Origin of the sequence: Microbacterium sp. 70-16 (assembly GCF_001898315.1) — a bacterium.
Taxonomy (GTDB): Bacteria; Actinomycetota; Actinomycetes; order Actinomycetales; family Microbacteriaceae; genus Microbacterium.
In genome coordinates, this window is sequence record NZ_MKTQ01000024.1 from 17,864 (window position 1) to 31,061 (window position 13,198).

Genomic DNA, 13,198 nt, shown 5'->3' on the forward strand with positions numbered 1-13,198 from the left:
CGACGTCGTGAACACAAGTGCTAGCAGGTGGGCTGATAACGCGCTCATCGGCACGCTCACACGGTCGGTGTGGCAATGGCAGCTGATCTTGACGTTCTGCGTCGTGATCATGGGCATGATCGCCGCCTTGTTCAACATCTCGCTCTTCGGCGATGGCCGATTCCTCACCGGGCTCATCGTGATCGTCACGGTGGGCGCTCTCAGCATCACGGTGCACTGGGCGCGGCTGTCCAGGCGCGCGGTGCTGGCCGTGCCTTTGGCCGACATCGTCGCGATCGGGCTGTTGGCGGCCGCGCTGCAGCCCTTCGCGTTTCTCTGGGTGCTGCCGATCGCGTGGGTCGCCACGTACTACGGCACGTTCACGTTGCTCACGACCCTCGGTGTGGTGCTCATCTCCCAAGCTCCCGGGTGGATCACGGCGGGGCGCGACGGCGAGGCGAGCCTCACCGTCTTGATCGTGCTGCTCGCACTCGGATTCCTCGGCGCGACAATCTCCATCGGCACGAGTCGCACTCGAGCCTTCCGACACCTGCTGCAGCGGCAGTCACGCCAGCTCGACCGCGCGCTGCAGCGCGTGCAGGCTCAAGAACGCAGCTCGAGCCGGCTGTTCGACACCATCGGCCTGGCACTGGCCCGCATCAATGAAGAGGGCCACATCGTCGCATCCAACGCCGCGTTCCGCCGACTGTATGCGCTCGTTGACGGCGATGCGCGCCACCCGACCCGCAGCGTCGAATACGACGGGCACCGCGGCAATGCTCTGCCCCCTGATCAGACCTCGCTCGCTCTGGCCGCACGCGGCGAGCGCGTGCAGGGCGAACGGGTCTGGCTGTATGACGCGGACGGCGAGTGGCATGCCCTCTCGCTGTCGATCTACGACCGCGCCGGCGACGACCCGCGCGGGGCCCTGTTGGAGTTTGAAGACGACAGCGCGGTCGTCGCGTCAGAGGCGGCGGCACGCTCAGCGGCGAGCGCCATCTCGCACGAACTGCGCAACCCGCTCACAGCGATACTCGGTCACGTCGATCTGCTGGTCGAAGAGGGCGAACTGACCCAGAGTCAGCGCGAGCATGCCCTCGTGATCGAAAGTGCCGCCGAGCGCATGCTCACGCTCATCCGCCGTCTGCTCGATACGCGACCGGCCGAACCGACAGAGCAGGCCTTCGACCTGGGCGAGCTGGCCCGCAATTCAGTGGCGGCATTCACACCGTCGGCGGCAGCGCGCACTCTGACGATCACGACCGACATCGCCCCCGATCTGCTGGTCACCGGCACGGCATTCCGCATGCGTCAGGTCATCGACAACGTGCTCAGCAACGCGATCAAATACACCCCTCGCGGCGGCTCGGTGACCGTCACCGGACGTCGAGATGACGCCACCGTGACCCTCGTCGTCGCTGACAGCGGCATCGGCATGGCGCCCGCCGATGTCGAGCGCGTCTTCGATCCCTACTTCCGCGCCGACACTGCGATCGACTCGGGAGCAACAGGCACGGGCCTGGGCATGGGAATCAGCCGCGAGATCGTGCAGCAGCACCACGGTGAGATCACGCTGCGCAGCGCCCTCGCCAGCGGAACCACCGTCACCATCACGCTGCCGGTGGACGGCAAGGACGGCTCTTCGACCCAGAACATGCCATCCGCAGAGGAGCTCGCCCCATGATCGAAAACCCGGCGCTCATCGCGCTCGTCGCGATCGCATCACTCACCACGATCCTCGTGATCGCGCTGGGCTTCCTGCCCCACCCATCGCGCGCCGCGGCGATCTGGTCGGCCGCTTTCGCGGTGTCGATGGCCGGATGCTACGTGTGGCTCGCCGGCAGCGTGCTTGACCTGACCGGTCTGCGCATGGCCGGCGCGGTCGCCGTGATGGCCGGCAGCGCCCTGATCTGGGTCGGCCTGCGCGCCTGGCGCGGTGCGACGCGCGTCTACCTCGTGCCCACCGAACTCGTGTACGTCGTCGCCATCGCCGCGGCGGTCGCGTCGACCGGGCAGCCCTGGCAGGCGGCCCTTCTGCACCTGGCTCTCGCGATCACGGCCGTGGGCGCAGGGCTGACCGCGTGGGAACTGATGCGGCTGCGGCCGTTTCGCAGCGATGAGTCTCTGCCCCTGACGATCGCCTCTCTCTCCTACGTCGCGCTGGCAGCCCTCGTGGTGATCGATGGCGTCACCCGCGCGATGCGCGGCACGCCGCTGTCGGTCGACGAGATCGTGCTGCGGCAGACCGCCGGGGCCATCGGCGTGGCCGTGTACATGATCACGGCTCTCACGACCCTTCTCCTGCTGATACGCGGCGCACATCAGCCCACGGACAGTCCACGGCAACGCACCTTCGACACTGTCGCCCGAGATCGGCTCGAACGTGCGCAGCAGCACGACGATCGCTGGTGGTCGCTGCTCGACATCCGCCTCGATGAGCCCGGTGCGATCCGCGCGGCATCCAGTTCCCTGGCCTACAGCCGCGTGGTCGCCCGGTTCGCCGATGACCTGCGCGCTGCGCTGCCCGCCGACGTCGACATCGATCGCCGCTCAGAAACCCGCTACATCGCGCTGGTCCCCCGACCCGAACCCTCGGTGCGCCCGCTCATGAGCCAACTGCTCGAGCGCGTCGCCACCCCCTCGGAAGGCCAGGGACTCAACCTGCGCCCGTCGGCCAGCATCGGCTGGGCATCGGTGACGACCGTCGGCTACGACCTCGATCGCCTTCTCACTGCCGCCGCCGACGCCGCCGTCGGCGCCGCACGCGCGGGCGGAGATCGCTGGGAGCGCGCCAGCCTGAGCCACACGACAGCGCTCGACCCCTGAAACATGTCGGATGCCTCACCCACGTAAGATCGTGCGGGTGAGTCCGTCGCCGCTTCCTCCCGCCGCACGCACCGCGGGTCGCGTGTTCGCGATCGTGCTCGGCGTCGCGCTGCTACTGGGCGCTGCCGCAGCCGTGTGGATCGGCGTGCGCGCCGCAGGCGCGTACACCCACATTCGCGCCGTCCAGACGGGCACGGCGGGCGTCGGTGCCAGCCTGGCCGAAGATCCCGCCACCGCGCTCGCACGTCTGCAGCCGCTCGCCGCGCACGCTGCCGCCGCGCACGAGCTCACCTCCGACCCGATCTGGGCGTTCGGCGAAAGCCTGCCATGGATCGGCCCGCAGCTCTCCGCATTCGCGACGGTCGCCGCCGCGACCGACGAAATGCTCGGCGACGGCCTGCAGCCCATCGCGGCTGCAGCCGGTGACCTCAGCCTCGACACTCTGCGTCCGGTCGACGGGCGCATCGACACGTCGGGCCTGTCCGCCATCGCCGAACCGGCCCGCCAGGGGGCAGATGCCGCCGCGGCCGCGGCCGCCTCGGTGCAGCACATCGACACCACTCCCCTCCTCGGCGTCGTCGCGGGCGCCGTCACAGACGCCGGCGACCAATTCAGTCAGGTGGCAGCGGCCACCGATGCGCTCGCCCGCACGGCGACGCTGCTGCCGAAGATGCTCGGCGCCGACGGCCCGCGCGACTACCTCGTGCTCGTGCAAAACAACGCCGAGTGGCGTTCGCTCGGCGGCATCGTCGGCGCGGGGTTCATCCTGCACGCCGACGGCGGGCAGCTGAGCCTCACGGGCACGTTCTCGTCCAGGGACTTCCGTCGGTACGACGAGCCCGTCACCTCGCTGTCTGATGAGCTCATCGATCTCTACGACACCAAGCCGGCACAATTCATCCAGAACGTCACACAGGTGCCCGACTTCTCGGTGGGTGCCCCAATCGCCGTCGAGATGGCGCGCCGCACCCTGGGCGTCGATGTCACCGGGGTCGTCGCGGTCGACCCGGTCGTGCTCTCGTATCTGCTCGAGGCGACCGGCCCGATCACGTTGCCCACCGGCGATGAGCTCAGCGCCGACAACGCCGTTCCGCTGCTGCTGAACGACGTCTACTTCCGCTACGAGCGGTCCGCCGATCAAGATGCCTTCTTCGCCGCCGCCGCCGCCGCCGTCTTCCAAGACTTGACCGCCGGCGGCGTGTCGTCGGGCGACCTCATCAGCGCGCTGAGCCGAGCCGCCTCCGAGCGCCGCCTGCTGCTGTGGAGCGCCGTGCCCGACGAGGAGGCGGTGCTCGCCCCGACGACACTCGCCGGCGGACTGCCCGTCACCGACAACGACACCGCCCGGTTCGGCGTCTACCTCAACGACGGTGGCGGGTCGAAGATGAGCTACTACACCGTCCCCGACGCGACTCTCACGTGGCAGGCCTGTCAGCCAGCCGGAGTCGTCGCCGACCGCACGCTCACCCTGACACTGAGCCTGACCAGCACGGCCCCGGCTGACGCGGCCACATCATTGCCCGCCTACATCACGGCCGACGGCTGGTTCGGGGTGCCCGCAGGCGAGACGCAGGTCGTCGGCGAGGTCTACCTGCCGACCGGATACGACCTCGTCTCCACCGAAACGACCGCCGCGGGCGGATTCGGCACCGGCACCGATGCGGGGCACGACGTCGTCACGTTCGGCGTGCGCCTGCTGCCGGGTGAGACGCAGACGATGACCATCGCCGTGCGTGCCACCACAGCGGCAGCCGACGCGGAAGCACTCGTCACACCGACCGCCGACGCCAGCCTCCCCACCGTCGTTTCGGCGAAATGCGGTGGCCTCGACTAGGATCATCCCGACTCGGGGGAGCGCGGAATGACACGTGGGATCACGGCGGTAAAGGCGACAATCGTCGCGATCATCATGGCGGGCGCACTGGCGTTCGCCGGAGCAACGGCGGCACAGGCATCCGTCCTGTATCCGCCCGTCGATGCCTGCGGCGTCGCGGACGTGACTGTTTCGGCGGGTGACACGATCAGCTTTTCGTGCCAGAGCGGTACCTTCGCCGCCAATGAAGCGGTCACCATCACGGTGACCGGCGAGAACGGCGCTGACGCGACGTTTGCGTTCGTGCGTATGGCCATCTCCACCGGGTCAGCCACCTACACCTCGTCGGCGACGGGCACGCTGCCCGCGGTGTCGATCACGCTGCCGGCCGATGCGAAGGGCATCTACAACATCGCGGCCGTCTCGTCCGGCTCGGCAGGGGGCATCGCCAGCGTGACGATCGTCGCTGCCGACGGATTGCCCACGACCGGTGGCGACAGCGGCCAGCTGCTCGGCATCTGGATCGGCGGCGGCGCCCTCGTGCTCGCTGGCGTCGTCGTGCTGGTCGCGGTGCTGGTGCGCCGACGAAACGACGCCCGCGACCTCTAGAGCTGGGGCCTGGCGGCCCGTGGTGGGCAGCTAGAGTTCAGGGATGAGGACGAAACCCCGACGAGTGTCGCGCAGGGTGTTGGTTGCGTTGCTCCTCGCCGCGAGCGCGGTCGTCATCGCGGTCATCGCTGCTGTCGGCTGGTTCGCGACGCGCGGGATCTACACCTTCCTCGCCTCGCCGCCGGCCTTCGGTACGACGATCGTCGTACCCGAACAGTCCAAAGCGCGCCTTGCGTTGACGACGATGCAGATGGATGCCGCGGACCTCGCCGCGACCGAATACCTCGCGGCGCAGCCCACCGCGTACTGGCTGACACCAGAGCAAGACCCCATCGGCACGGTCGGCACGACCGTCGCGTCACTGCTCACGCAAGCGCGCGAGCAGGCCGCCGCACTCGCGGTCGTCATCTACGGTCTACCCGAACGCGACTGCGGCAACCACTCGGCCGGGGGTCTTGCCGAAGACGAGTACGCCACGTGGATCGCTGAGATCTCGGCAGCGCTCGAGACCGGCCCCGACGTGCGCGCCATCGTCGTCCTCGAACCCGACAGCATCGCGCTCGCGACCGACTGCGGCAACATCACCGAACGGGCGAGGCAGCTCTCGCTCGCCGTCGATGACCTTGCCTCCCCCAACACGTGGATCTACATCGACGGTGGGCACAGCAACTGGCACAGCGCCGACGATATGGCCGATCTGATCCGCCAGACCGGCGTCATCGACCGCGTGCGTGGGGTCGCAACCAACGTCTCGAACTATCAGTCCAGCTACGACGAGTTCGCCTACGCGCACAAGCTATCGGCGCTGCTCAGCGGCACGCACGCCATCATCGACACGTCGCGCAACGGCGTGGCATCCGCCGGCTCGACCTGGTGCAACCCGCCGGGCCAGCGCGTCGGTGACGCGGGGGGCACGCTCAGCGACGACGTCGTCGACACGAACCTGTGGATCAAACCGCCCGGCGAGAGCGATGGCACATGCAACGGCGGGCCTGCAGCCGGCGTGTGGTGGCCCGCGGGCGCGGCAGAACTCACGACAGATGTCCGCTGACAGGCATCCGCCCGGCAACGTTCGAGTCACCCCATGCCGCCGCCTGTAGCATGACAGGCACTGATACCCCCTTCCCCCGGAGCGTCAAAGACATGAGCGAGCCTTCTGACCTGTCGAAGACAGCCGTCATCATCGAGGACGACGCCGAGATCCGTCACCTCATCGTCGAGGTGCTCGAAGCGGCCGGCTTCTCTACCGTGTCGGTGGGCAACGGCATCGACGGGGTGCGCGCCGTCGCCTCATATCAGCCGCTCGTGACAACGCTCGACGTGAACATGCCCGGCATCGACGGGTTCGAGGCCGCCAGGCGCATCCGCGCCCAGAGCGACACCTTCATCATCATGATCACGGGCCTCGAAGAAGAGGCCGATCTGGTCGTCGGGCTCGGAGCCGGCGCCGACGACTACATCGTCAAGCCGTTCCGCCCCCGAGAACTGCGTGCGCGCATCGACTCCATGTTGCGTCGCCCCCGCGTGACCGCGGCCAGTCTCGCGAACGCCGTGCCGCGCCAGGAGTCTTCGGGTCCGTCGTTCCCCGGCAGCCGCCCGGCCGCCACGCGGGTGCAGGAGTTCTCGCAGGTCTATCCGCCGCAAGCCTCGCCGGCCTCTTCCGTGCCTCCGGCGTGGGCCACACCGCAAGGCCAGGCCCCCGTCGCCGACGACCTGCACGCCGAGCCGACCTCGCCCGTGTTCAGCAGCGAGGCCACCTACACATCGCCGATCATCGTGCCGTCGACCGTCGGCCCCCAGGACACGCCCGGCTCCGAGCTCGCCCCACTCGGCCCGCCCAACACCGACGGCCCGGGATGGGCCCACCACCGCGACCTCGCCGTCAACGCCGAGCAGCGGCTCGTTCTGGTGGGAGGTCACGACCTCGCGCTGACCCGCACCGAGTTCGATCTGCTCACGACGCTCATGGAGTCCAAGCGGCGCGTGCGCAGCAAGGCCGATTTGACGCTCGTGCTGCGCGGCGAGTCGTACGTCACGAGTTACTTCGTCGGCGATGCCGACAAGCGGGCGATCGAGGCGCACATGACCAACCTGCGCCGCAAGCTCGGCGACAACCCCAACAACCCGCGCTACATCGAGACCGTCCGCGGCGTCGGCTATCGCCTGACCTCCGAGACCGCCGCCTGAGCCGGGGCGCTGAGAGTCTCGGCCGTCGCGGCGCGGCGCGATCAGACCTTGTAGCCCTGGTTGCGCCGGAAGAGCTTGAGCGCCATGAGCACGGTCTGCGTGACCGTGACCACGCCGACGACAGGCCAGCCGACCCACAGGATCGCCGACTGCGTCACGGGGCTCAGCAGCTGCCACCCCACCGCGACGCCGACAGCGACGATGGCGAGCATGATCAGCGGAACGAAGTGGCCGAGGCTGCCGCCACCGCGCTCCGCCTTGGCCTGCATGGCCCAGTTGTCGACCTTCTTGCGCGACAAGAAGCGCGTCCACGACCGCAAGAAGTGACTGATGCGGATCCACATGAAAAGTTCCGCGGGAAAGATCAGTCCGGCAAAGGCGAGGTCGCGCCCGTTGCAGTTCTGCATCGATCGGGCGATGCGCAGGTTCAGCAGCGTCGCGACGACCGGCGGAATCAGCCACCACGCAGAGAACACGAACGCATCGATCGACAGCGACGCCACCAGCAGCGTGATGAAGGCGACACGCACGAACAGGTTCGTCAGCATCGACAGCTGCTCGAACCAGCGCAGACGCAGATTGGGGTGGAACGGCTGCCCCTTCGTGTCGCCGCGCTGACCCGGCCACATGAGCTCGATTGCGCCATACGTCCACTTGACCTGCTGGGCGTCGTAGCCTTTGAGCGTCGTCATGCCGCCGACGTCGGCGCGCGCGTACGGCGAGATCTTGGTGAGGTAGCCCGCGCTCTTGATCTGCAACGACAGCAGCGAGTCTTCAACCTCGCTGTCTTTGACCCACGGCGAACTCTGGTGATTGGCCTTCATCACATCGCGCAGCGCCGTCGTCGAGAAGATCGAGAATTGCCCGCCGAGCACCGCCATGTTGCGCCCACGCAGCAGGTTCTGCATGTTGAACGCGGCGAACTGGGTGCGTTGGCCGGCGATCAGGAATTTCGCGACCAGGCCCTGAATCGGCCGGTCATCGATCGTATAGATCGCCGAGATGCCGCCGATGCGGGAATCCCCCACCGCCTCCGCCTCGAGGTACTCCACGGCGCGGCGGTCGGCGGTCGTGTCGCCGTCGACGCCCAGCAGATAGTCGTAGCCTTCGACCAGCGCGTAGCCGTAGTTGAGCGCACCGACCTTCTTGTCGGGGTTCTTGCCGATGTCGTGCACGAACACCTCGGTGAACTGCTCGCCGAGCTCCGTCGTGATCTCGTGCGGCCCCGCGAACTGCGACGCGATGCGCACCGTGCCGTCACTGGAGTTGTTCACCACGACATGGATGACGTCGGGGACGCGCGTCTGGGCCAACAGCGACGTCAGCACGTCGCCGATCGACTCCTCCTCGTTGTACGCGGGGATGATGCATCCGATCGTGGAGCGGTGCACCGTCGCGTTCTCGAGCACCGCGGCGAACTCGTCGCTGTCGAAGTGTGAGCTCAAGTGGAGCTCTGAATGAGCCGCCTCGTACGCATCCACTGTGTGCCGCTCATCCACAGGCCCCAACCCTGCGCTCCGGTCGCGCGAGATCAGCGGCTGCGCGGGTGCGGGACGACCCTGTTCGTACGGCAGTGACACGATAGCTTCCCTGTTTCTCTCTCACTCGCACTCTATTGAGTGGCGGCGTCCGGAGAAAAGATCGCGATGGGCAGCACCTGATAGACGGTCTGCTGGCTGAAGCTCGAATCATCATCAGCGGCGCCCTCGACCCACACCTGCAACGCAAACTGCAGCGTGATGCCATAGGTGTCGGCCGGAAGCTGGTGGATGGTCGTCTCGGGCACGAGCAGTCCACCTTGGAAGCTGTTCAGCAGCAGCCCCCGGTCAGAGCGCAACGTATCGGTCGGAACCAGCGTGCGCGGATCGGCCGAGAACTGGAACGGAGACTGCAACTGGTTCTGGACGAGCCCGCTTTGCGACAGCTGCGACGTGATACTCACGAGCGACAGATAGACGCGACGCTTCTGTGTCAGCACCGCCTTCTCGTCGACCCGGTGGTCGTAAACGTTGACGGCGAAGCCGAACGTCTTCTCGGCATCGGGAGTCCATTCGCTCGTGCGCTTCGGATCGGCGGCCCACACATCGACGCGCACCTCGAGGTCTTCCGCGACCTCGTACGACAGCGACACCGAGCCGTCGTAGGTGAACTGCGAGTCGTACGCCATCTCGACAGTGCTCGCTGTCGGGTTCGGCGCCGGGGTGGCGACCGTGTCGTTCTGCAGATTGTTGAAGGCATCGACGACCTGGGCGCAGCCGGTCAGCGAAACGGATGTCGCGAGCACGAGCGCGCCGGTGGCCGCGAGCAGACGCACGCGGCGGAGAGAAGATCGCATGAATGGCCTCTGAATGAACACGAAAGGGGGTGCCTCCACGATAGGGCCGGCCCCTCAGGCATCCGCCCGGCTTGTGGATATCTGCGCGATATCTTGACCCGACGTTGAGGTTCTGCGCGCTGCCCGGGTCCGGGCGGGGCCGCGTGCCGGGCGGGGCCGCGGGCCGGGCGGGGCGCTTTCCGGACGGGGCCGCGTGCCGGGTGGGGCCGCGTGCCGGGCGGGTCCGCGGGCCGGGTGGGGCCGCGTGCCGGGCGGGTCAGCCGGCGTCGGTGGAGGTTTGCGTGATCGCGACCGTGAGGGTGTCAGTCGCGGTCTGCTTCGCGAACTCGCTCGAGGTCGGCGTCGTCTGCACGAGGTAGTCGTACTGGAATTGCAGCGTGACGTAGGTTGCTTCGGCCGGCACCGCACCGACGTTGAACGTCTGCGAGTAGCTGTAGGGCGAGAGCACCAGGTAGCCGGGGGTCACAGTCGCCTCATCCACTTGCGCAGACAGCGCCTCGAAGGTCTGCGACGAGTTGGCCGGCACGGCCGTCATCGACGCCTTCTGCAGATACACCTTCTGCCCGTCGTTGGGCGTGACCGTGGTCACCATCGACAGGCTGATCGGCTTGACGGCATCCGCCGTCCACCGGTCCATGCGCAGCGTCGACCAGTACGAGATCGTCGCCGATACGGCGCCTGCGACCACCTCGCGCTCGGTTGCTCCGCCGGAAAGGTCGTTGGCGACGGGCGTCGCAATCGCGGTCGCGACGGGGCTCGCCGTCCCGGCGGCTGACCAGGGGGCCGGGCCGCAGCCAGTCAGGAGCGGAGCGGCGAGGAGCGCTGCGGCTGACGCGAGGGCGTACCGGGAACGGGCGCGGCGTGCGCGATCGGCGCTGGGCACAGGAGCTCTCCAATCGGGCAGAATCTGACAGAAGCATAGGGGTGTTCGATCAGCCGGTGAGGCACGGCTGCGGCGATTCCAGCCGGTCTCGATCACCAAAAGGATGAAGTTTGTTTACATACACGAAACCGCCTCGAGTTGCATCTTGGCGTGCATGTCCGAAATACTCTAAGTGTCCTTTCAGGAAGGACGATCCCCCCAACGGCGTTCAGACTGTCCTTTGTCGCGTCGGGGGTTGGGGGGTTCGCCTTCACAACCAGAACAAGGCGCAACGAAAGCAGGAAATCATGAAGCACCGTATCTCCAAGGCAATCGCCGCTGTGGCGATCGCCACGGCCGCGGTGTTCGCCGCCCCCGCCGTAGCGAACGCCGCTGGCTACACCCCGTCCCCCGTGAGCAACACGGCCGTCACGATCGCTCCGGGCGGCACGGTCTCCGTCGCGTTCGCAAACTTCGCTCCTAGCGAGTCCGTGTCGTTCACCCTGACCGGTGAGAACGGCGCTGGCGCATCGCTCGCGTTCGTGAAGTTCGCGGTGTCGACCTCGGCACCGGTCACCAAGACGGCCAGTGCCGCGGGTGCAGTCAGCGTCTCCGTGACGCTGCCGAGCAACGCGACGGGCAGCTACACGCTGAGCGCAACGGGTGCCACGAGTGGCACGACCACGCAGACCATCAGCGTCGGCACGGCGGCCGGTGGCTCGACGCTGCCGAGCACCGGCGGCGACAGCGACTCGCTGGTCGGCATCTGGCTCGGTGGTGGCGCTCTGCTGCTCGCCGGCGCCACGATCGCCGTCGGCACGACGGTTCGCCGCAACCGTCAGCACGCCGCTGCCTGAGTAACCACTCTCGCCAAGTGAGGCGCACCCTACGGGGTGCGCCTCACTTGCGTTTGTGAGGGGTCGCTGTTGGGTTGGTGCGCCCGGGTGGGTAGGAGCGGGGCGGGTGGCTTTGGGCGGCCGGCCGCGGGTGGCTTTGATCGGCCGCGGGTGGCTTTGGGCGGCCGGGGCGGCCGGGGCGGGTGGCTTTGGGCGGCCGGGGCAGGTGGCTTTGGTCGGCCGGGGCAGGTGGCTTTGGTCGGCCGGGGCGCCCGGGGCGGGTGGCTTTGGTCGGCCGGGGCGGGTGGCTTTGGTCGGCCGGGGCGGGTGGTTTTGGTCGGCCGCGGGTGGGTAGGAGCGGGGCGCTCGCGTGCGGAAGTCCTGCTCAGTGGGGCTGGTGCATCCTTCGCACACGTTGCGAGGGCACTCCTGCACCACCGAGCAGTACTTCAGCACACCTCCGCCCACTCCGGTCCGCTCCGGCAGTCGTACGCTGGCGCACCGCACCGGCCACCAGCTGGGGCCACGCTCGACGCCGGCGCAGCGGAATGCATCGAGCACAGCCGCGCGCCAGCGGCGCGTGTCAGAATGCTCCCTATGGCACGCTCGGCATCCTCCCCCCGTGCCCGCAACGAAGCCGGAACTTCTCGGGCCGCTGGCGGCACTGGCGGTTCCCGGGTGGGCAGTGGCACGGGCGGCACTGGCGGTTCCAGGGCCGCTGGCGGCACCGGCGGTTCGCGGGCCGCTGGCGGCACTGGCGGTTCGCGGGCCACTGCCGGCACTGGCGGTTCGCGGGCTGCCGGTGAGTCCGGCACTTCCCGGGCGGCCGGTGGCGCCTCCCGGACGACCAGCTCCGGCGGTTCGGGCGTGACCCTGCGCAAGAAGCCCGCGCGGCGCGCGCACCCGGCATCCACTCGTCGCCGTGCCCGTGCGCGGCGCAAAAGGGCCCGCATCGCCGCGACGGTCATCGCCGTTCCGCTGATAGTGGCCGCGCTTGTCGTCGGCGGCGCCTTCCTCGTCGTCTCGACCCCCGCATTGGTCGCACCGAGCGCGCTCGCACCGGCCGACGATCCGCCCGCGGCGCAGGCACCCGCGCAGCTCCTCGATCAGGAGCAGCGCGACAATGCCGTCACCATCGTCGCCGCAGGCGCCGATCTCGGACTCTCGACGCGCGACCAGACGATCGCCGTCATGGCCGCGCTCGGTGAATCGTCGCTACGCAACATCGACTACGGTGACTGGGAGACCAGCGGCGTCACCAATCCCGACGGCACGCGCACGACGTCGATCGGACTGTTCCAGCAGCAGGATTCCTGGGGCACGCGCGAGCAGCGCCTCGACCCCTATACCGCCGCGACCCTCTTCTACCGCGCGATGCTCGCCCGCGTGCCCAACCGCGACCAGGTCGAGCCGACGCTCGTCGCCCACCGCACGCAGATCAACCGCGACCCCGACCACTACGCCCGGTACTGGTCGATCGCCAGCAATCTGGTCGAAGAGTTGTCGGGCAGTGGGCTTCAGCCGTAACCAGGTGGGCGCTCTCGGGCTGGGCCCTTGGCGGCGCGGGTTGTTCGGCGGCGCGGGCCGTTCGGCGGCGCGGGTCGTTCGGCGGCGGGGGTGGTTCGGCGGCGCGGGTCCTCAGGCGGCGCTGGTCGTTCGGCGGCGCTGGTCGTTCGGCGGCGCTGGTCCTTCGGTGGCGCGGGTCGTTCGGCGGCGCTGGTCCTTCGGCGGCGCGGGTCGTTCGGCGGCGC

Annotated in this window: 11 protein-coding genes; 8 read left to right on the forward strand and 3 right to left on the reverse strand. The window is 68.6% G+C overall.

Translation table 11 applies throughout. The features are described 5' to 3' along the window. Positions 1–7: 7 nt before the first annotated feature. The 6 genes from BGO46_RS10585 to BGO46_RS10610 all read left to right on the forward strand — a co-directional run bounded on the left by BGO46_RS10585 (position 8) and on the right by BGO46_RS10610 (position 7,414). Positions 8–1,663 (forward strand): PAS domain-containing sensor histidine kinase, encoded by a 1,656-nt coding sequence (locus tag BGO46_RS10585; protein WP_292678434.1) that lies wholly within the window; start codon positions 8–10, stop codon positions 1,661–1,663. Next, positions 1,660–2,805 (forward strand): hypothetical protein, encoded by a 1,146-nt coding sequence (locus BGO46_RS10590; protein ID WP_292678436.1) that lies wholly within the window; start codon positions 1,660–1,662, stop codon positions 2,803–2,805. Before BGO46_RS10585 ends, BGO46_RS10590 begins: the two co-directional genes overlap by 4 nt. A 10-nt stretch (positions 2,806–2,815) precedes the next feature. Next, positions 2,816–4,639, forward strand: coding sequence for a DUF4012 domain-containing protein (locus BGO46_RS10595; RefSeq protein ID WP_292678437.1), 1,824 nt, complete (start codon positions 2,816–2,818; stop codon positions 4,637–4,639). A gap of 27 nt (positions 4,640–4,666) precedes the next feature. After that, positions 4,667–5,227: a cell wall protein gene (locus tag BGO46_RS10600; protein ID WP_292678440.1), complete on the forward strand. Its 561-nt coding sequence runs from the start codon at positions 4,667–4,669 to the stop codon at positions 5,225–5,227. Between the two features lie 43 nt (positions 5,228–5,270). Continuing rightward, complete coding sequence (locus BGO46_RS10605) at positions 5,271–6,278, forward strand: glycoside hydrolase family 6 protein (RefSeq protein ID WP_292678442.1); 1,008 nt, start codon at positions 5,271–5,273, stop codon at positions 6,276–6,278. Between the two features lie 92 nt (positions 6,279–6,370). After that, positions 6,371–7,414, forward strand: coding sequence for a response regulator (locus tag BGO46_RS10610; RefSeq protein ID WP_292678444.1), 1,044 nt, complete (start codon positions 6,371–6,373; stop codon positions 7,412–7,414). Between the two features lie 41 nt (positions 7,415–7,455). On the opposite strand, the gene BGO46_RS10615 is transcribed toward BGO46_RS10610, so the two are convergent. The 3 genes from BGO46_RS10615 to BGO46_RS10625 all read right to left on the reverse strand — a co-directional run bounded on the left by BGO46_RS10615 (position 7,456) and on the right by BGO46_RS10625 (position 10,632). Next, on the reverse strand, positions 7,456–8,859 hold the full coding sequence (locus BGO46_RS10615; RefSeq protein WP_292678446.1) for a glycosyltransferase family 2 protein: 1,404 nt from the start codon (positions 8,857–8,859) through the stop codon (positions 7,456–7,458). A gap of 167 nt (positions 8,860–9,026) precedes the next feature. Then, positions 9,027–9,749: a fructose 1,6-bisphosphatase gene (locus tag BGO46_RS10620; RefSeq protein WP_292678448.1), complete on the reverse strand. Its 723-nt coding sequence runs from the start codon at positions 9,747–9,749 to the stop codon at positions 9,027–9,029. Between the two features lie 256 nt (positions 9,750–10,005). Beyond that, positions 10,006–10,632, reverse strand: a complete 627-nt coding sequence (locus tag BGO46_RS10625; protein WP_292678450.1) for a hypothetical protein — start codon at positions 10,630–10,632, stop codon at positions 10,006–10,008. 287 nt (positions 10,633–10,919) lie between these two features. Between BGO46_RS10625 and BGO46_RS10630 the strand changes: the two genes are divergently transcribed. Together BGO46_RS10630 and BGO46_RS10635 are read left to right on the forward strand one after the other, a co-directional pair. Next, complete coding sequence (locus tag BGO46_RS10630; protein WP_292678451.1) at positions 10,920–11,468, forward strand: LPXTG cell wall anchor domain-containing protein; 549 nt, start codon at positions 10,920–10,922, stop codon at positions 11,466–11,468. Between the two features lie 846 nt (positions 11,469–12,314). Then, a complete protein-coding gene (locus BGO46_RS10635) occupies positions 12,315–12,974 on the forward strand; it encodes a peptidase M23 (protein WP_292678453.1) in 660 nt (219 codons plus the stop codon). Positions 12,975–13,198 lie beyond the last annotated feature (224 nt).

Coding starts and splice junctions, on each gene's coding strand:
- BGO46_RS10590 (WP_292678436.1), top strand. CDS start 1,660: ATGATCGAAAACCCGGCGCTCATCGCGCTCGTCGCGATCGCATCACTC.
- BGO46_RS10595 (WP_292678437.1), top strand. CDS start 2,816: ATGCCTCACCCACGTAAGATCGTGCGGGTGAGTCCGTCGCCGCTTCCT.
- BGO46_RS10600 (WP_292678440.1), top strand. CDS start 4,667: ATGACACGTGGGATCACGGCGGTAAAGGCGACAATCGTCGCGATCATC.
- BGO46_RS10605 (WP_292678442.1), top strand. CDS start 5,271: ATGAGGACGAAACCCCGACGAGTGTCGCGCAGGGTGTTGGTTGCGTTG.
- BGO46_RS10610 (WP_292678444.1), top strand. CDS start 6,371: ATGAGCGAGCCTTCTGACCTGTCGAAGACAGCCGTCATCATCGAGGAC.
- BGO46_RS10620 (WP_292678448.1), bottom strand. CDS start 9,749: ATGCGATCTTCTCTCCGCCGCGTGCGTCTGCTCGCGGCCACCGGCGCG.
- BGO46_RS10630 (WP_292678451.1), top strand. CDS start 10,920: ATGAAGCACCGTATCTCCAAGGCAATCGCCGCTGTGGCGATCGCCACG.